Annotated in this window: 17 protein-coding genes and 1 tRNA gene; 12 read left to right on the top strand and 6 right to left on the bottom strand. The window is 61.7% G+C overall.

Translation table 11 applies throughout. The annotated features are described in order from the left end of the window. The first annotated feature begins 12 nt into the window (after positions 1 to 12). From tdh to rpoD, 3 genes are all read left to right on the top strand, one after another. Positions 13 to 1,050, top strand: coding sequence for an L-threonine 3-dehydrogenase (tdh, locus tag D0Y60_RS03210; protein WP_117366678.1), 1,038 nt, complete (start codon positions 13 to 15; stop codon positions 1,048 to 1,050). A gap of 13 nt (positions 1,051 to 1,063) precedes the next feature. Then, positions 1,064 to 1,411 (top strand): GFA family protein, encoded by a 348-nt coding sequence (locus D0Y60_RS03205; RefSeq protein ID WP_117366677.1) that lies wholly within the window; start codon positions 1,064 to 1,066, stop codon positions 1,409 to 1,411. Positions 1,412 to 1,847: 436 nt separating this feature from the next. Continuing rightward, the gene (gene rpoD, locus D0Y60_RS03200; protein ID WP_117366676.1) at positions 1,848 to 3,899 is read left to right on the top strand and encodes an RNA polymerase sigma factor RpoD; all 2,052 of its coding nucleotides are present in this window, start codon (positions 1,848 to 1,850) and stop codon (positions 3,897 to 3,899) included. Positions 3,900 to 3,962: 63 nt separating this feature from the next. Here the strand turns inward: rpoD and D0Y60_RS03195 are convergent, their stop codons facing one another. Then, a complete protein-coding gene (locus tag D0Y60_RS03195) occupies positions 3,963 to 4,202 on the bottom strand; it encodes a DUF2798 domain-containing protein (RefSeq protein WP_117366675.1) in 240 nt (79 codons plus the stop codon). 274 nt (positions 4,203 to 4,476) lie between these two features. Between D0Y60_RS03195 and D0Y60_RS03190 the strand changes: the two genes are divergently transcribed. Continuing rightward, complete coding sequence (locus tag D0Y60_RS03190; RefSeq protein WP_245409073.1) at positions 4,477 to 6,123, top strand: alpha/beta-hydrolase family protein; 1,647 nt, start codon at positions 4,477 to 4,479, stop codon at positions 6,121 to 6,123. A 64-nt stretch (positions 6,124 to 6,187) separates the two neighbouring features. Here D0Y60_RS03190 and D0Y60_RS03185 read toward each other — a convergent pair whose 3' ends face one another. Further along, the gene (locus D0Y60_RS03185) at positions 6,188 to 7,294 is read right to left on the bottom strand and encodes a branched-chain amino acid ABC transporter substrate-binding protein (RefSeq protein ID WP_117366673.1); all 1,107 of its coding nucleotides are present in this window, start codon (positions 7,292 to 7,294) and stop codon (positions 6,188 to 6,190) included. 302 nt (positions 7,295 to 7,596) lie between these two features. Between D0Y60_RS03185 and D0Y60_RS03180 the strand changes: the two genes are divergently transcribed. Beyond that, on the top strand, positions 7,597 to 8,169 hold the full coding sequence (locus tag D0Y60_RS03180) for a transglycosylase SLT domain-containing protein (protein WP_117366672.1): 573 nt from the start codon (positions 7,597 to 7,599) through the stop codon (positions 8,167 to 8,169). A 46-nt stretch (positions 8,170 to 8,215) separates the two neighbouring features. On the opposite strand, the gene D0Y60_RS03175 is transcribed toward D0Y60_RS03180, so the two are convergent. Continuing rightward, entirely contained in the window at positions 8,216 to 8,587 is a 372-nt protein-coding gene (locus D0Y60_RS03175) for an SMI1/KNR4 family protein (RefSeq protein WP_117366671.1), read from the bottom strand. Between the two features lie 158 nt (positions 8,588 to 8,745). Here D0Y60_RS03175 and D0Y60_RS03170 point away from each other — a divergent pair, with 158 nt between their 5' ends. The 5 genes from D0Y60_RS03170 to D0Y60_RS03155 all read left to right on the top strand — a co-directional run bounded on the left by D0Y60_RS03170 (position 8,746) and on the right by D0Y60_RS03155 (position 10,638). Then, positions 8,746 to 9,099 carry a DUF1428 family protein gene (locus D0Y60_RS03170; protein ID WP_117366670.1) on the top strand — a complete coding sequence of 118 codons (354 nt, stop codon included), beginning with the start codon at positions 8,746 to 8,748 and terminating at the stop codon, positions 9,097 to 9,099. Between the two features lie 50 nt (positions 9,100 to 9,149). After that, positions 9,150 to 9,275, top strand: a complete 126-nt coding sequence (locus tag D0Y60_RS25205; protein ID WP_281048123.1) for a hypothetical protein — start codon at positions 9,150 to 9,152, stop codon at positions 9,273 to 9,275. 7 nt (positions 9,276 to 9,282) lie between these two features. After that, a complete protein-coding gene (locus D0Y60_RS03165; protein WP_117366669.1) occupies positions 9,283 to 9,705 on the top strand; it encodes a secondary thiamine-phosphate synthase enzyme YjbQ in 423 nt (140 codons plus the stop codon). Positions 9,706 to 9,761: 56 nt separating this feature from the next. Next, positions 9,762 to 10,109, top strand: coding sequence for a hypothetical protein (locus tag D0Y60_RS03160; RefSeq protein WP_117366668.1), 348 nt, complete (start codon positions 9,762 to 9,764; stop codon positions 10,107 to 10,109). 112 nt (positions 10,110 to 10,221) lie between these two features. Continuing rightward, positions 10,222 to 10,638, top strand: coding sequence for a hypothetical protein (locus D0Y60_RS03155; protein ID WP_117366667.1), 417 nt, complete (start codon positions 10,222 to 10,224; stop codon positions 10,636 to 10,638). A 325-nt stretch (positions 10,639 to 10,963) separates the two neighbouring features. On the opposite strand, the gene D0Y60_RS03150 is transcribed toward D0Y60_RS03155, so the two are convergent. Further along, positions 10,964 to 11,722, bottom strand: coding sequence for an SIMPL domain-containing protein (locus tag D0Y60_RS03150; protein ID WP_117366666.1), 759 nt, complete (start codon positions 11,720 to 11,722; stop codon positions 10,964 to 10,966). A gap of 155 nt (positions 11,723 to 11,877) precedes the next feature. Here D0Y60_RS03150 and D0Y60_RS03145 point away from each other — a divergent pair. Further along, positions 11,878 to 11,953, top strand: a tRNA-Ile gene (locus D0Y60_RS03145). Positions 11,954 to 12,187: 234 nt separating this feature from the next. Here the strand turns inward: D0Y60_RS03145 and D0Y60_RS24965 are convergent. Continuing rightward, complete coding sequence (locus D0Y60_RS24965) at positions 12,188 to 15,217, bottom strand: calcium-binding protein (RefSeq protein WP_158565390.1); 3,030 nt, start codon at positions 15,215 to 15,217, stop codon at positions 12,188 to 12,190. Between the two features lie 321 nt (positions 15,218 to 15,538). On the opposite strand from D0Y60_RS24965, the gene D0Y60_RS03135 reads away from it, so the two are divergent. Further along, positions 15,539 to 15,772: a DUF2171 domain-containing protein gene (locus tag D0Y60_RS03135; RefSeq protein WP_117366664.1), complete on the top strand. Its 234-nt coding sequence runs from the start codon at positions 15,539 to 15,541 to the stop codon at positions 15,770 to 15,772. A 46-nt stretch (positions 15,773 to 15,818) separates the two neighbouring features. Here D0Y60_RS03135 and D0Y60_RS03130 read toward each other — a convergent pair whose 3' ends face one another. Beyond that, positions 15,819 to 16,892: an ROK family protein gene (locus tag D0Y60_RS03130; protein ID WP_117366663.1), complete on the bottom strand. Its 1,074-nt coding sequence runs from the start codon at positions 16,890 to 16,892 to the stop codon at positions 15,819 to 15,821. Positions 16,893 to 16,925 lie beyond the last annotated feature (33 nt).

Genomic DNA, 16,925 nt, shown 5'->3' with positions numbered 1-16,925 from the left:
GGAGGTTTTGTCATGTCGAACATGATGCGTGCGCTGGTTAAAGCAAAACCCGAGGTTGGCCTTTGGATGGAGACGGTGCCGGTGCCGGAGGTCGGCCCGAACGACGTGCTGATCCGGGTCAGGAAATCCGCGATCTGCGGCACGGACGTGCATATCTGGAACTGGGACCAGTGGGCGCAGAAGACCATTCCGGTGCCGATGGTCGTCGGCCATGAATTCGTCGGCGAGATCGCCGAGGTCGGCTCGTCGGTCACCAAGTACAAGGTCGGCGAACGGGTCTCGGGCGAGGGGCATATCGTCTGCGGCAAGTGCCGCAATTGCCGCGCCGGGCGCGGGCATCTCTGCCATTACACCAAGGGGGTCGGCGTCAACCGGCCGGGCTCCTTCGGCGAGTTCGTCTGCATTCCCGAATACAACGTCGTGCCGATTCCCGATGACGTGCCGGACGAGGTGGCGGCGATCTTCGACCCGTTCGGCAATGCCGTGCACACCGCGCTCTCCTTCGATCTCGTCGGCGAGGACGTGCTTGTGACCGGCGCGGGGCCGATCGGCATCATGGGCGCGATGGTCGCCAAACGCTCCGGCGCGCGCAAAGTCGTCATCACCGATATCAATCCCGTCCGTCTCGATCTGGCGCGCAAGGTCGGCATCGACTATGTCGTCGACGCCTCCAGCCAGGACCTGAAGGATGTCATGAACGAGATCGGCATGACCGAGGGGTTCGATGTGGGCCTGGAAATGTCCGGCGCGCCGCCGGCCTTTCGCTCGATGATCGACACGATGAACAATGGCGGCAAGATCGCCATTCTCGGTATTGCGCCCGATGGCTTCGGCATCGACTGGAACAAGGTGATCTTCAAGATGCTGACGCTGAAGGGGATCTATGGCCGGGAAATGTTCGAGACCTGGTACAAGATGATCGCCTTCGTGCAGGGCGGGCTCGACCTGTCACCGATCATCACGCATCGCATCGGGATCGACGAATTCCGGGACGGCTTCGAGGCCATGCGTTCGGGCAATTCCGGCAAGGTCGTCATGGACTGGCATTAGGAGGACTGACATCATGAAGTACGAAGGAAGCTGCCATTGCGGAAATATCGCCTTTGAGGTGGAGGGCGAGTTCGACAGCGGGCTCGACTGCAACTGTTCCCTGTGCCGGCGGCGCGGCGGGCTGCTCGCCTTCGTGCCGGCGGAGAATCTGCGGCTGACGACGCCAAAGGAGAACCTCTCGACCTACACGTTCAACCGCCACGTCATCCAGCATCATTTCTGTGCCAAGTGCGGGATTGCGCCCTATGGCGAAGGGTCCGATCCCAAGGGAAACAAGATGGCGGCGGTCAATCTGCGCTGCATTCCGGCGATCGATCTTGAGACATTGACGATCAACAAGGTGGACGGGCGTTCGTTCTGAAAGGCTGGTTTAAACCCTGGCGTGCGAATCGGCGCGCGAACGGGTGTAGGGCGTGAGGCAGGGTTGGGTCTTGCCTTTTTACGATTTACGCCTACATGAAGGCTCAATCGCCCGGATCCGTCGACTTTCATGTTCGCGAACGCGAATCGGAGCCTTTTACGGCTTTTTTGCCGGAAAAGCTTGACGGAACCGAAAATTCTGGGAATCACCATTGTTGGCTGAGAAGGAATGGGTACGGCGGATCGGGAAGTCATGTCAATTGTGTCGCCTTGGCGACACGTCCACACGCCGGCGGGCCGGGCTGTGGTTAATCAGGATTTAATTGTCAATCCGTTAGGTCAGGAGCGCCGAGAGGCGATTGCGCATGCCGAAGGGCGCTCGGCTGCGGAAACCCTGACCGCTTGAAAACTGGATGCTCAAGAAAGCGACGAAATAAATGGCGACAAAGGTCAAAGAGAACGAGGAAGTCGAAAACGAACGCGAAGGCGCATCCGACGGCCCTCTTCTCGATCTTTCCGATGATGCCGTCAAGAAGATGATCAAGGCCGCCAAGAAGCGCGGCTATGTGACCATGGACGAGCTGAATTCGGTTCTGCCGTCCGAGGAAGTGACCTCGGAGCAGATCGAGGACACGATGGCCATGCTCTCCGACATGGGCATCAATGTCATCGAGGACGAGGACGCCGAAGAGGCGGCCCCGGGCGAAGACGACGGCGGCGACGACGACAACGAGAGCGAAGGCGGCGAGCTCGCCCCTTCCAGCGGTACCGCGCTTGCGACCGCAAAGAAGAAAGAGCCGACCGATCGCACGGATGACCCGGTGCGCATGTATCTGCGTGAGATGGGCTCGGTGGAGCTTCTGTCGCGCGAGGGCGAAATCGCGATCGCCAAGCGCATCGAAGCCGGCCGCGAGACGATGATCGCCGGCCTCTGTGAGAGCCCGCTGACGTTCCAGGCCATCATCATCTGGCGGGATGAACTCAACGAAGGCCAGACCCTGCTGCGCGAGATCATCGACCTCGAGACGACCTATTCCGGTCCCGAGGCGAAGGCTGCCCCGCAGTTCCAGTCTCCGGAAAAGATCGAGGCCGACCGCAAGGCGGCTGAAGAGAAGGAAAAGAACCGCCGGCCGCGTGCCGCCAACGACGACGACATCACCAATGTCGGCGGCGAAGGCCTGCCGCCGGAGGAAGAGGAAGAGGACGACGACGAGTCGAACCTCTCGCTCGCTGCCATGGAAGCGGAACTGCGTCCGCAGGTCATGGAAACGCTCGACACGATCGCCGAAACCTACAAGAAGCTGCGCAAGCTGCAAGACCAGCAGGTGGAAGCCCGCCTGCAGGCCACCGGCACGCTGTCGCCCGCCCAGGAGCGCCGCTACAAGGAGCTCAAGGACGAGCTGATCACGGCCGTCAAGTCGCTGTCGCTCAACCAGAACCGCGTCGACAGCCTCGTCGAGCAGCTCTACGACATCTCCAAGCGTCTGATGCAGAACGAAGGGCGCCTGCTGCGGCTCGCCGAAAGCTACGGCGTCAAGCGCGACTCGTTCCTGGAGCAGTATTCCGGTGCGGAACTCGATCCGAACTGGATGAAGTCGATCGCCAATCTGGCCGCCCGCGGCTGGAAGGAATTCGCCAAGAGCGAAAACACGACGATCCGCGACATCCGCCAGGAGATCCAGAACCTTGCCACGGAAACCGGCATTTCGATTGCCGAATTCCGCCGCATCGTCTCGATGGTGCAGAAGGGCGAGCGCGAAGCCCGCATCGCCAAGAAGGAGATGGTGGAAGCCAACCTCCGTCTCGTGATCTCGATCGCCAAGAAGTACACCAACCGCGGCCTGCAGTTCCTCGATCTCATCCAGGAAGGCAATATCGGCCTCATGAAGGCGGTCGACAAGTTCGAGTATCGCCGCGGCTACAAGTTCTCCACCTACGCGACGTGGTGGATCCGTCAGGCGATCACCCGTTCGATCGCCGACCAGGCCCGCACGATCCGCATTCCGGTGCACATGATCGAGACGATCAACAAGATCGTCCGCACATCGCGCCAGATGCTGCACGAGATCGGCCGCGAGCCGACCCCGGAAGAACTGGCGGAAAAGCTCGCCATGCCGCTCGAGAAGGTCCGCAAGGTCCTGAAGATCGCCAAGGAACCGATCTCGCTGGAAACGCCCGTCGGCGACGAAGAAGATTCGCATCTCGGCGACTTCATCGAGGACAAGAACGCGCTTCTGCCGATCGACGCCGCCATTCAGGCCAACCTGCGCGAGACGACGACCCGCGTTCTGGCCTCGCTCACGCCGCGCGAAGAGCGCGTGCTGCGCATGCGCTTCGGCATCGGCATGAACACCGACCACACGCTCGAAGAAGTCGGCCAGCAGTTCTCGGTGACGCGCGAACGTATCCGTCAGATCGAAGCAAAGGCGCTGCGCAAGCTGAAGCACCCGAGCCGTTCGCGTAAGCTGCGTTCGTTCCTCGACAGCTGAGCCGGTCTTGAACCCTTGCAAAGGCCCGGTCGTTTTGCGACCGGGCCTTTTTGCGTTTCTGGATCAGGCCGGGCGAACAAGCAGCCGCACGAGACGGCGCGTGAGCGGCAGGGCGAGAAGCAGGGTGGGGAAGGCGATCATCCAGGACATGGCCCAGGCCGGCAGCCAATGGGTGGGGAAATCGGCACCCATGCCGAGATTGCGCCAGGTCGCGACGGCCGACACGACCATGGTCATGATGATGGAGAGGATGAAGGGCATGATGAAGCCGGCATAGCGGGCCGGCAGGCGCGTAAGCTGCATGGCAGTTTTCCTTTTGAAGTGGAAATCGTCTTCGGCGTCGGCATCTCGAACCTTTGCAGAAACGCCCTTACGGACGATTTCAGGTCTGGATGCGTTGCTTGACGTCAAACGCTTACGGCCGATGGCTCATCGACGGGGCCGATATAGACCAGCCGGCGCGCTTTGGCAACCCGCGCGTTGCGCATGGCGGATAATGGCAAAAAGCGCCGGCCCGGCGGTTGCCTCGTGGCGGCTACCGTGCAAAGTTTGCCCAAGATTGCGAAGGAGGATGCGGATGCGGGATCGGTTGTGGTCTTTTCTCCTGTCCTTCTCGGCGACCGGCCTTGTGCTCGGCACGCTGTTCTTTGCGGCATCGCTGACGCCGAGCCTTCTGCCGCGCACCTATATCACCCAGGGCCTGCTTTCCGGTGTCGCCATGGCCTGCGGTTATGGTCTCGGTGTGCTGCTGTCGCTCCTGTGGTTCTGGTTGGAACTGCCGGAGCCGAAGGACCGGGTGCGGCTCGGGTTGAAGGCCGCGGCGGGCGGTGTCTGCGGCGTCGTGGTGCTGGTCTTCCTGTGGCGCACGGCCGAGTGGCAGAACTCCATCCGCACGCTGATGCACCTGCCGCCGATCGAGACCGCGCATCCCTTCTATGTCGGCCTGATCGCGCTTGCTGTCTTCACGGTTTTCATCGGTCTCGGCCGCGTCTTCACGCTGCTGGTCAAGCTCTTTGCCAGTACCTCGCGCCGGGCGGCGCCCCGCCGGCTTTCCTATGTCATCGGGACGGCGCTGGCGGCGACACTGTTCTGGACGCTGGCGGATGGCCTCCTGGTACGCTTCGTGCTGCACACGGCCGATTCTTCCTTCCGCCGTCTCGATCAAGTGATCGAGCCGGACACCGCCGAACCCACTGATCCCAAAAAGTCCGGCAGTGCGGTCTCACTGGTGCGCTGGGACGAACTCGGTCGCATGGGGCGCTCCTATGTGGCCAGCGGACCGAGCGCCAAGGATATCGCCGACTTCACCGGCAAGCCGGCGATGGAGCCGCTGCGGGTCTATGCCGGCCTGAATGCCGGTGACACGCCGGAAGAACGGGCGAAGATCGCATTGGACGAACTGATCCGCGTCGGCGGTTTCGAGCGCTCGACGCTCGTCGTCATCATGCCGACGGGGACCGGCTGGGTCGATCCCGAGGGCATCGATACGGTCGAATATCTGCATCATGGCGATATCGCCAGCGTCGCCATCCAGTATTCCTATCTTGCCAGCTGGCTCTCGCTGCTCGCTGAGCCGGATTATGGTGCGGAGGCTGCGCGCGCACTCTTCCACGCCGTCTACGGCCACTGGACGAGCCTGCCGAAAGAAAGCCGGCCCAAACTCTACCTTTACGGCCTCAGCCTCGGCGCCTTGTCCTCAGAGCAATCGGCGGAACTGTTCGAGGTGATCGGCGATCCCTATCAAGGCGCCCTCTGGGCTGGCCCGCCATTCCCGAGCCGTATCTGGCGCAAGATGACGGCGGACCGCAATGCCGGTACGCCGGCCTGGCTGCCGCGCTTTCGCGACGGCTCCTATGTACGTTTCACCAGCCAGCGCAATGCATTGCCGGAAGCGGGCGACCACTGGGGGCCGATGCGCGTCGTCTATCTGCAATATGCCAGCGACCCGATCGTGTTCTACGATCCCTACGCCCTCTACCGCCAGCCTGCCTGGATGGCCGCACCGCGCGGGCCGGATGTCTCGCCGGATTTCCAATGGTATCCGGTCGTCACCTTCCTGCAGCTGACGCTCGATCTCGCCATGGCGACGACCACGCCCATGGGGCTCGGCCATGTCTATGCCGGCGAGCACTATGTCGAGCCGTGGATTGCCGTGACCGGTGTGACGGACTGGAGCGCTGCGGATATCGCGCGGCTGAAGGAGAAGTTTCGCGCGGGACGGTGAAGCGCCCACAAACAAAACGCCGGGGTAAAAACCCCGGCGTTCGCATTTCCAAAGCGCAAAAGCCTTATTCGGCAGCGACGATCTTGCCGTCTTCCCACTTGAAGAGCGAGAAGCTCTGCGAGGTGAGGTCGCCGTTTTCGCCATAGGTGAGCTTGCCGATGGCGGTTGCGATCGGTTCGCCGGACTTGAGCGCCGTCGTGACGGCGGCGGCGTCTTCAGCGCTACCGGCCTTTTCGATACCGGCCTTCAGAACTTCGACGGCGGCGTAGGCGTTGAGCGTGAAGGCTTCCGGCGGAATGCCCTTTTCCTTGAGGACGGCAACGGCGGCCGAGGAATCGGGGTTCTTCAGCGCGTCCGACGCGTTGGTGAACAGCGTGCCGGCCGCGGCTTCGTTGCCGATCGCCCAGTATTCGCTGTTCGACAGGCCTTCACCGCCGATGATCGTGGCGTTGATGGAGAGATCCTTCAGCTGGCGGGCGAGCAGGCCGCCCTCCGGGTGGTAACCGCCGAAATAGATGACTTCGACGCCGTCAGCCTTGAGGCGGGTGAGCAGCGCGCTGAAATCCTTCTCGCCGGGGGTGATGGAATCGTAGAGCGCTTCGGTGATGCCGCCCTTGTTGATCGCGGCCTTGAAGGCATCCGCCAGACCCTTGCCGTAGGCGCCCTTGTCGTGGACGATGGCGACCTTCTTGTCCTTCAGTTTTTCCAGAACATAGGCAGCGGCGACTTCGGCCTGCTGGTCGTCGCGGCCGCAGGTGCGCAGAACGTTGGTCAGGCCGCGGGCTGTCAGGTCCGGTGCCGTGGCGGTCGGGGTGACCATCAGGATACCGTTTTCGGCCAGAACGTCGGAGGCCGGGATGGCGACGCCGGAGGTGACCGGGCCGACGACGAAGCGGATGCCTTCGCCGACGATCTGGTTGGCGGCCGATACACCCTGCTTGGGTTCACCGGCATCGTCGGTCAGCTTCAGCACGACCTGCTCGCCGAGGATGCCGCCGTTCTTGTTGATTTCGGCGACGGCTGCTTCCGCGCCGTTCTTGACCTGGTCGCCATAGGCGGCAACCGGGCCGGTCAGCGGCGCGATGAGGCCGATGACGATATCGGCATGCGCCAGCGGCGCGAAGGCGACGGACGCGGCAAGGGCGGCAGCGGCGAAAAGAGGCTTCTTCATGGGGCGTTCTCCTGAACTTGGGACCTTGGAAGGCCCGGTCGCAAACCAACCCGCGCCCGGATGGCGCATGGCGAAATCCGGTGGGGAGGGGGCAAATCACGGTCCGGAACAATCATGCGCGAAGGCCCGGCGTGCTGCAGATTGATTAGGCCGCGAGGGCAAAAAACGCAACAAAATAATGCATTTGCATATTTGATGGGCGGATCACGTCTGTGAATGGAAGGCGATGAACCGCAGTTGAATCAAAACCAATCCTTAAGATTTACCAATTATAAATATCCGGAAATTTTCGAGGATTAGCGATGCGTTGCGTATTGATCGTCGTCCTCCTGCTGCTCGCTGGCTGTGCGTCGGTTCCAAGACAGACGCAGAATGCCTGTGCTATCTTCGAGCAGCGCGACGGCTTTTTCGACAACTGGCGGCGTGCCGCCTACAGTGCCGAGCGCGAATATGGCGTTCCCGTCGCCGTGCTGATGGCGACGATCTATACCGAATCCGGCTTCCGCCATAATGCCCGCCCGCCGCGCACCAAGCTCTTTGGCTTCATTCCGTGGAAGCGCCAGTCGACGGCGCTCGGTTTCTCGCAGGCGCTCGATGGCACCTGGGCAAGCTACAAGCGTGTAACCGGCCGCTGGATGGCCAAGCGCACCGATTTCAAGGATGCGATCCGCTTCATCGCCTGGTACCATGCCGAGAGCAACCGCAAGAACGGCATCGCGCTCAACGATACCTACCGGCTCTACATCGCCTATTACCACGGTCATGGCGGCTATTCGCGCGGCAACTGGAGCGCCACGGCAAAGGCCGGTGCGAAACGAGCCGCCAACATGGCTTCCAATTACTCGCGCCAGCTGAGGAATTGCGGCGCTTGGTAACGGGCTTGGGAGCCGCCGTCCGATCGCGGCGCGAGGAGGGGCAGGGTTACGCCATGTCCCATTCGACGGTCACTTCGGCCACGGTTCGCGTCTCGTGGTCCCAATGAAAAATAGAGTTTGGTTGAGGAAGCAGAACCAACCGGTCCCCTGTTCCGTTTGACGCTATGGCGATGCCATCTGCCGGAAAACCGCTATCGTTGCGTGCCGTCTTGGTTTCGCGCACGATGTCGTTTGCCGTTCTGGCGAGGCGCTTGCGATCGGAATCATCACGGACAGGATGAAGTATCCAATCATCATCCGCCGCGACAATATCCCCACCGTTTTGATTTTTCAGGTGCGCCCTGAGAGATGCGGGCAGGGCGCGTCCCAATGCCGTTTCCACTGCGTCGATTTTGTCTTCTGAAACAGGGAAAGCCATGTCCGCACCATCGATATACACCTTTAGAGTTGTATTACTCGTGGGAATACCTCGCGGTTGTCAATAGATGCGTCGACCGGAAAAATCTTATCCCCCTTGTCGGATCGGCTCGGTGCCCCACGTCCTCTGAAGGTCCCAAACCGAAGGAGGAGACGATTATGACCTATGTGGATGGATTTCTGCTCGCCGTGCCAAAGGCCAATATAGAGGCCTACAAGGCGATGGCGCGCACGGCCGGCGCCGTCTGGAAAGAACATGGCGCGATCGATTATGTCGAATGCATCGGCGACGACGTGCCCTATGGCGAGCTCACCTCGTTTCCACGCGCCGTGCAGGCGAAGGAGGAGGAGATCGTGATCTTCTCCTGGATTACCTACGAATCCCGCGAAAGACGCGACGAAATCGTCGCCAAGGTGATGGCCGACGAGCGGCTGAAGGGCGACGACTGGAAGGATGTCTTCGACGGCAAGCGCATGATCTATGGCGGCTTCCAGGCGATCGTCGAGTTGTGAGGCCGGCGTAGCTGGGCTATCACGGAGCCTACCAGAAGAAAGGCCTTGCCATGCTCGATCTCTATTACGCCATCGTCGGTGATACGACGGATACGAATATGGGCCTCGCTCGCTTCATGGGCGTGATTCTGGCCTTCATCGTAATCGTCGGCGGCGTGTTCTGGGCGATCGGCTGAGGCACGGATGCCGCAGACGATCCTGACGCTTCCGACCCGCGGGCAGGGGCTTTACGAGTTCACCGGCGAGGTCGAGACCTTCGTGCGCGATGCAGGCCTGGAAACGGGCCTGCTCACCGTCTTCGTGCGCCACACCTCCTGCTCGCTGCTCATCCAGGAAAATGCCGACCCGGATGTGCGGCGCGATCTCGACGAGTTCTTCCGTCGCCTCGTGCCGCCGTCCGACGCTCCGAGCATGCGCTGGATCGTGCACACGCTGGAGGGGCCGGATGACATGCCGGCCCATATCAAGGCGGCGCTTACCCAGGTCTCCATCGGCATTCCCATTATGGGCGGCCGGCTAGTGCTCGGCACCTGGCAGGGCCTTTATCTCTTCGAACATCGCGACCGGCCGCACCGCCGCGAAATCGTCCTGCATCTCGGCTCTTGACGGAACCGATTTGCGGGATGAACCGTTGCTGCGGCGACCCAGGAAAGGAGGCCTTCATGGCAAACACCGAAAGCGTCACTCATGCCGTGATCGAAGCGCTGAACGCCCGCGATTTCGCGTCGCTTGCCGCCAAGGTGAATGAGGATGTCGCGATTTCCGGGATCGGCGAGGGCAACGACAATGGGCGCGAAGCCTTGCGTGACCGCCTTGCCCGGCATTTTGCGGACCATGACGAAACCTACCAGGATGCTCTGTTGATGAGCGATCCGCTCGGCAACAATCTCGCTATCCGCCTCACGGCCCGCGGGAGCTCCCCAAGCGGCAGCTATTCCAAGGAAAAAATCCTGCTGCTGGAGCTCGAAGATGGGGCCATCACCCGCATGGCCTTCTTCACCGGTTCATGAAGTTGAACGCAAGCTGAACGGCCGCTTCGGGCTGCGTTCAGGCACGCGGCACTAAGGTCTCCTCAATCGCCCGACGCAAGACGGCCAGGGCAGAGCGAACAGGAGACCTCCGATGACCCATTTTCTGAAAAAGACCATGCTCGCCGCCCTTCTCGGCCTCGGCGCCTTGACGGCAGTTGCTCCGGCCGCATCCGCTGCCGACATCAACCTCTCGATCGAGCAGGTCGGCTATCGCAACGGCTTCCTCGAAATTCAGGATTATGGCCGTGGTGGCTGGGATCGCGAGGACCGCTGGGACCGTCGTGGCCGCTGGGATCGTCGCGAGCGCTGGGATCGCCCGCGCGACTGGGATCGCGGCGGTCGCTGCTCCCTCGGCTTCGCGGTGGCGAAAGCCCGTGATCTCGGCCTGCGCCGCGCCCAGGTCGTCGCGGTGGATCGCCGCAAGGTGGTCGTCGAAGGCTTCCGGCGTGGTGACTATAGCCGCGTGGTTTTTGCAAACGACCGTCACTGCCCGGTTCTCTGGCGTTAAGGGGCGGGCCGGTCTTCCGGCCGCTGCCTGAACGAAAGCCGTTCGTCTTGTCACCCCCGGCCGGCGAACGGTCACCCTCTCGGCGAAAGCCGAGGGGGTTTTTGCATATTGGCCGCCGGGCAGGGCGTCGGTAGGCGCACATCGGCGATAAACCGGCCGCTCGCAAGGGAGTCGTCAGACGGAAACGCGGTCGATCGCCTCACACATTTATGCATCGATTATACCAACGGTTCGAACGTATCTTTACCGTGTACGCTGGCCGTTTACCGGGCAAAAAAAGGGGGCCGGTTTCCCGGCCCCTGTCATGCATCCCGTTTCGTGCCGATCACTTGCCGAGGGCGAAGGTCACGTTGACGACGACGGAGTAGCTGTTTTCGCCGGTCGCGAGCGGAACGGCGCCGCCTTCGGCAGCATAGTCCTTGGCCATAGCGCGCATCATCGGCATCGGCTCTGCGCGATAGCTCGTTTCCGAGATTTCCAGAACGCGGCCAAGGCCGACGCCCGCGGCGTCGGTTAGTTCCTTGGCCTTGGCCATGGCATTCTCGACGGCCTTCTTGCGCGCCGCGCTGACAGCCGTTTCCGGCTTGTCGTTGGTGAAGCGGATACCACCGCCCTGGTTAGCGCCGAGCGTTACGGCCTTGTCCATGATCTCGCCGAGCTTGGAGAGATCGCGCACGCGCAGCGTCACGGTATTGGTGACCTGGAAACCGGTCAGAACCGGCGGCGGGTTTTCGCCGTTCGAGCTCTGCGGATACTGGTACTGCGGGTTGATCATGAAGCCTGACGTCTGCAGGTCGCGTTCCGCGATGCCTGCTTCCTTCAGTGCGGCGAGCATGTCCGCCATGGCCTTGTTGTTGGCGTCGAGCGCCTCGCGGGCGGTCTTGGCATCCTTCACGACGCCGAGATCGATCAGCGCCATATCGGGCGCGACCTCGGCTGAACCTTCGCCGGTCACGACGATCGTCGCTTCGCGCGGCTTGGCACTGTCTTCCGCCTTCGCGGCAAGGGGCAGGGCGGCGGCGAGAGCAAGCGAGAGTGCGACAAGGCCGGCGCCGGTGCGGCGGCCGAGGATTCCGTGGGCCATATTGGAATATCTCCTGATAGTTGTGTCCCTTGCACCGTTCTTCTATTGTCATTGTGTAGAGAATACGGCAGCGCTTGTGAGGAAGCCCGATTTCGTCTAGACGATTTTCCACCGTCGGCCGCCATTGACCGACGGCCCCGGCAAACTGCCGGATCGGGCCTGTAGCTCAATGGTTAGAGCCGGCGGCTCATAACCGCTTGGTTGGGGGTTCGAGTCCCTCCGGGCCCACCATTCCCCATCATCCAATATAGTCCAGCTTGGATGATGGGATGCGAGATAATCGCGGTTTTTCAATGGGTTTCGGCGCTTTGTCTGGCCGTTTGTTGGCGTGATTCGCTGTTTGAGGAAAATACCAACAATGATTTTGACGGATGTCTTGTGTTGAAACACTCGAACGCGGGCTTCCTTGGCAGCACGCGTTCGAAGAGCGCAGGGCGTAATCAGCGGGTTGGCAATGGGCTGCTATCAGACCAGAAGGAAATCGCTGGTGGAGAGGGTCGTCACGTTGTCCAGGGTCGCAAGCAGGACGGATTCCTTGTCGCCGCCCTTGCCGTCGGCGTCGAACCAGAGCCGGTGCGTATCCTTTTCGTAGAGGAACGTCGGGCCTGATGTCGTGAAGACGGCGTCGTCGGCGAGCACAAGCTTAATCGTACTTCCGGCCTTGATACCGAAGGCGGTGTCGTCGATGGCGATTTTGTCTTCGCCGCGCTTGAAGTCGGTGATCTGGTCGCCACCATCGGTGAGATAGTTGAACTGGAACGTGTCCTTACCCGCCCCGCCCGTGAGCTGATCGCCGCCGGAACCGCCGATCAGCGTATCGTCGCCGCCGCGGCCCTGCAGGATATCGTCCTTGCTGCCGCCGTACATCCATTCGCTGGCATTCGAGCCCCTGATGTCGTCGTCCTGGCTCGTTCCCCAGATCCGTTCGATGTTCTTGACCGTCAAGCCGAGGGCAAGGCCGTCGTTCTTTGTGTTGTCAAGCAGGTCGAGTTTAACCGAAGCATCATAGCCGTAGTAGTTGAAGTACAACGTATCGACGCCGGAGCCGCCGTCGAAGACATCCTTGCCGGTAAACTCGTTACGGGTGAGCGCATCGTCTCCTGCGCCGCCCAGCAGGGTGTCGTTGCCGGCGTCGTCATAGAGAAAGTCCTTGCCACCGCCGCCGTTGAGCGTGTCGTTGCCGGCATTGCCGCGCAGGGTGTCGCTGCCCGTGCCGCCGGTCACGACGTCGTTGCCCTTCGTGCCGGTGAAGTCGAGCATTTCCATGCCGGAGAAGGAGGTGCTGCCGTTGACCTTAACCGTGCCGGTGCCGAAGGTGAACTTGACGCCGCTCGTCAGCGAGGAGACATCGACATAGACCGTATCCGCGCCAGCGCCGCCGATTGCGGTATCGCCGCTGTTGATGTGGACGTAGTCGTTGCCGGCGCCCGCATCGATGGTGTCGGCATCCGTGTCGCCATTTGAACCGGCCGCCCAGATCGTATCGGAACCGTCTCCGCCCTTCAGCGTGTCGCGGCCGTTGCCGCCGTAGATCCAGTCGTCGCCGCCAAGCCCGACAAGCGTGTCGTTGCCGTCGTTGCCCGAGAGCGAATCCGACAGGTTGCCGCCGGTGAACTTGTCGGCGCCGGAGCCGCCGGTGATGTAGATGCGCTCGAAATTCTTCAGCGTGACATCGCCGTTGACGAGCGTGGCATTGGCGCTCAACGTGAAGGTGAGGGCCTTGGTGGTCTCGTTACGGTCGATGACGGCGAGGTCGGTGCCGGTGCCGCCGTCGGCATTGAGCTTGCCGAAGGTGTAGCCTAGGCCGGCATTGAACTCCACGCTGTCGTTGCCTGCGCCCAGATCGAGCGTCGTCGTGTCCCCGCCGGCATGGGCCTCGAAGATCGACAGATGCACCTCGTCGTCACCGTCGCCGGCCGAGAGGTTGTTGTTGCCGCCGAGATCGTACAGCACGTCGTCACCCTTGCCGGCGACGATCTTGTCATTGCCGAGACCGCTGTCGAGCAGGTCGTCGCCGGCGCTGCCGTAGAGCTGGTCATTGCCGCTGTAGGACTTGAACCAGACGCTCTTGGCATCGCCAGCTTTGAGGACGTCGTCGCCATAGGCGGAGGTGAAGACGTTGAAGATCTCGGTGTTCTGCGCATAGGTGCCGTTCGAAAGCGTTCCCTTGCCGTTGACGACGTCGAACGTGTAGTTGATCGTCTGGTAGCTGTAGACGTCGATGTAAACCGTGTCGGTGCCCGAACCGCCGTCGATCGCGTCCTTGCCGGAGCCGGCGAAGATCGTGTCGTTGCCCGCTTCGCCATAGAGCTTATCGTTGCCCGCACCGCCGTCGATGGAATCGTCGCCCGCGCCAGCCTTGACCGTGTCGTCGCCATCATAAGTAACGATGTGGTCCTTGCCGCCCAGGGTGACGATCGTGTTCTTGTCGTTCGTGCCGTAGAGATCGTAATTCTCGACATTGACGATGGTCGTGCCGTCGGCGAGCGTGTTGACGACCGTCGAGGCCTTGGCGGTGAAGTTGCCCGAGATGTTGCGGATCTCGATCTCGTCGATGCCGGCGCCGCCGTCGATCTTGTCCGCGCCATCCCCCAGGGTGATGAGGATTTCGTCATTGCCATCGCCAGCATTCACCGTGTTCTTGCCGCTGCCGGTGATGATGTAGTCCTCACCCGCGCCGCCGTTCAGCGTGTCGTTGCCTTCGCCGGCCCAGAGGTAGTCGTTGCCGTTTCCGCCGGAGAGCACGTCATTGCCGTCGTCGCCGTAGAGCGCATCGTCGCCATTGCCGCCGATGAGGGTGTCGTTGCCGGCGCCGCCCTGCATGTCATCGTCACCATAGCTGCCGTCGAGTTTGTCTTCGCCGTCGCGGCCATAAAGATAATCGTCACCCTGGCCGCCCGAGAGCGTGTCCTTGCCGGCGCCGCCGTCGAGGGTGTCGTTGCCGCCATTGCCGGACAATATGTCATTCCCGTCCTGCCCGTAGAAGCGGTCGTTCCATTGGCCGCCGGTCAGCGTGTCGGCAAAATTGGTGGCCGAGATCCAGTATTGCTCGATGTTCTTGACGTTGAAGCCGAACATGCTGACCGACTTTGTCGGATCCTGCACCGTGAATTTGATGCCGGCCGTGTTGTATTGCAGGTTGATGTCGACCGTGTCGATGCCAAGGCCGCCGTCGACGACGTCACCCTTCCAGTCGCCGATGGCGTAATCGGTGAAGCGGTCATCGCCTAGACCGCCGGACATCGTATCGGCGCCGGCGCCTCCCGAAAGGGTGTCGTCGCCCTGACCGCCCGACAGCGTATCCGTGCCGAGGTCGCCATAGAGCGCATCGTCCTGGAAGCCGCCGCTCAGCGTGTCGTTGCCGTCGCCGCCCGACAGGTTGTCGCGTGCGAACAGGCCGTAGATCTTGTCGTGACCGCCCAGGCCGTAGATGTAATCCTGGTCAAGGCCGCCGGTCAGCGTTTCCGATGCGTCCGTTCCGTATTTCGTTGCCATTTTGCTCACCCATGATCTGTGTTTGCGACAACAGCGACCACCCGCCATCCGCGGCGCAGATGGTTGAAAGTGCTGCATAAACGTTGGAGGTCTAGCCGCCGCAGTTCGGTGGCGAGTTCATTCCCGCCGTGATGGCATCTGCTCACAAGCAGGGGCCTCATCGTGTTCCCGAGGGAACAGCTGCCTGCCCGTCAGCACGACGTTGGCCGACTTCTGCCCACGTATCACAGGTTGCGTCAATGTCTCGACAATGCGCGATTCCGGAACCTTGGGTGGGTTTCGGCCGTTGTCCCGCGGCAAGTTCACCAAAGGAGAACGACAATGGTCGCTGCAAATGAAATTCGCGAACATATGGAAGTCCGTGCGGCCGATGGCCGCCACGTCGGTACCGTCGACCATATGGAGGGCGAAAGCCGCATCAAGCTGACCCGGACCGATTCCGAAGATGGCAAGCACCATCTCATCCCGCTGGACTGGGTCGACCACGTCGATGCCCATGTGCATCTCAACAAGGACGCGGATACGGTGCGCCAGGAGTGGTCCACCCTCAATTGAACGGAAAAGCCGCCTCCGGGCGGCTTTTTCATATTCGCTTTTGATATCAGTCCTTCTTGTTAAGGAAGCTGACATTGCCGAGGCCCGTGCCGATCGTCACGGCGGCCCAAGCCTTGCAATCGGCCATGCGCGGCACTTCTGAGAGCCCCTGAACCACGGCATCGTTGTGCATGATGACAAAGGTTGGTTGTTCGTCGATCTCGGGGATTGCCTTGCGCAGCGCCTCCGGCAGGTTGAAATGCGTGCTTTCCCAGTTGCCGCCTGGCAGGTTCTGGCCGCCACGCGCGATCGATCCATCCGACGCGATGATGCCGGGGCAACCGATCCCGATGACCGGGGCGAGCGCGAGCTTGGCCTTCTTCGCCTTGCCGATCAGCGTTTCGAGCATGCGCACGAGATATTCGATGGTCGCTGTGCGCTTCGGTTCGTCGTCGGCGTGACGCCAAAGTTCCGATTTCCAGACCTTGGCCTTGCCGAAGTCCTTTGCGTCGTCGAGGTTCAGCTTGACGGCGCCGGCGCGGATGTTGGTGCCGCCGATATCCACGGCCAGGATCGCGTCATGCCCCTTCAGCATCCAGGAGGGGATCAGATGGACGGCGCCGATGAGGCCTGCCTCATCCGGATGATGGGCAATCGGTGTCAGCGCGACCTTGACGCCCTCAGCCTTCAGCAGCAACTGGGCGCGGGCGATCGCCATCAGTCCGGCCGCGCTGTCCCTGAACCCGCCGCCGACGGCGATCCGTTGCACACCCTTCCACGCATCCTCCTTGAGATAGCGCGCCAGCACATCGGTGAGTGCTGTGGCGAAATCGTCAGTTGCTGCGCGCACGAGTGCTGCCGCCTCCGTCTCCTCTTCCTTCAGCAGCGCATCGATTTCCTTCTTGGAAAGCGAGCTTGTCGCAACCTCACCCAGTGGATCCTCACCTCCGTTGCGAACACGTATGCGCCAGGCCTCGATTGCATCACGGAAAGCGGATTTGTTGGCGCGGTCGCCGATGAAGCCCTGCTTGTCGCGCGTTTCGAGATTGTAGCTGGCGACGGTTACCGTTGGCAGGTCGTTGGCACCGTGCATGACGGGGGCGTCGTTGTCGGTGTTCCCTCGTGCTTTCCCATGGCCCATGGCGGCTCCCTTGCTGCGATTGTGTGGCGAAGG

It is taken from the genome of Shinella sp. WSJ-2 (assembly GCF_003432075.1).
Taxonomy (GTDB): domain Bacteria; phylum Pseudomonadota; class Alphaproteobacteria; order Rhizobiales; family Rhizobiaceae; genus Shinella.
Note: the sequence above shows the minus strand (reverse complement) of the source record. Positions and strands in the feature narration are given on the sequence as shown.

Bases quoted from the DNA above. Each gene is read 5' to 3' on its own strand.
- D0Y60_RS03165 (WP_117366669.1), top strand. From the start codon at position 9,283: ATGCCGCAGACGATCCTGACGCTTCCGACCCGCGGGCAGGGGCTTTAC.
- D0Y60_RS03150 (WP_117366666.1), bottom strand. From the start codon at position 11,722: ATGGCCCACGGAATCCTCGGCCGCCGCACCGGCGCCGGCCTTGTCGCA.
- D0Y60_RS03185 (WP_117366673.1), bottom strand. From the start codon at position 7,294: ATGAAGAAGCCTCTTTTCGCCGCTGCCGCCCTTGCCGCGTCCGTCGCC.
- D0Y60_RS03170 (WP_117366670.1), top strand. From the start codon at position 8,746: ATGACCTATGTGGATGGATTTCTGCTCGCCGTGCCAAAGGCCAATATA.
- tdh (WP_117366678.1), top strand. From the start codon at position 13: ATGTCGAACATGATGCGTGCGCTGGTTAAAGCAAAACCCGAGGTTGGC.
- D0Y60_RS03155 (WP_117366667.1), top strand. From the start codon at position 10,222: ATGACCCATTTTCTGAAAAAGACCATGCTCGCCGCCCTTCTCGGCCTC.
- D0Y60_RS03135 (WP_117366664.1), top strand. From the start codon at position 15,539: ATGGTCGCTGCAAATGAAATTCGCGAACATATGGAAGTCCGTGCGGCC.
- D0Y60_RS03190 (WP_245409073.1), top strand. From the start codon at position 4,477: ATGCGGGATCGGTTGTGGTCTTTTCTCCTGTCCTTCTCGGCGACCGGC.
- D0Y60_RS03130 (WP_117366663.1), bottom strand. From the start codon at position 16,892: ATGGGCCATGGGAAAGCACGAGGGAACACCGACAACGACGCCCCCGTC.
- D0Y60_RS03195 (WP_117366675.1), bottom strand. From the start codon at position 4,202: ATGCAGCTTACGCGCCTGCCGGCCCGCTATGCCGGCTTCATCATGCCC.
- D0Y60_RS25205 (WP_281048123.1), top strand. From the start codon at position 9,150: ATGCTCGATCTCTATTACGCCATCGTCGGTGATACGACGGATACGAAT.
- D0Y60_RS24965 (WP_158565390.1), bottom strand. From the start codon at position 15,217: ATGGCAACGAAATACGGAACGGACGCATCGGAAACGCTGACCGGCGGC.
- D0Y60_RS03160 (WP_117366668.1), top strand. From the start codon at position 9,762: ATGGCAAACACCGAAAGCGTCACTCATGCCGTGATCGAAGCGCTGAAC.
- D0Y60_RS03180 (WP_117366672.1), top strand. From the start codon at position 7,597: ATGCGTTGCGTATTGATCGTCGTCCTCCTGCTGCTCGCTGGCTGTGCG.
- D0Y60_RS03205 (WP_117366677.1), top strand. From the start codon at position 1,064: ATGAAGTACGAAGGAAGCTGCCATTGCGGAAATATCGCCTTTGAGGTG.
- rpoD (WP_117366676.1), top strand. From the start codon at position 1,848: ATGGCGACAAAGGTCAAAGAGAACGAGGAAGTCGAAAACGAACGCGAA.
- D0Y60_RS03175 (WP_117366671.1), bottom strand. From the start codon at position 8,587: ATGGCTTTCCCTGTTTCAGAAGACAAAATCGACGCAGTGGAAACGGCA.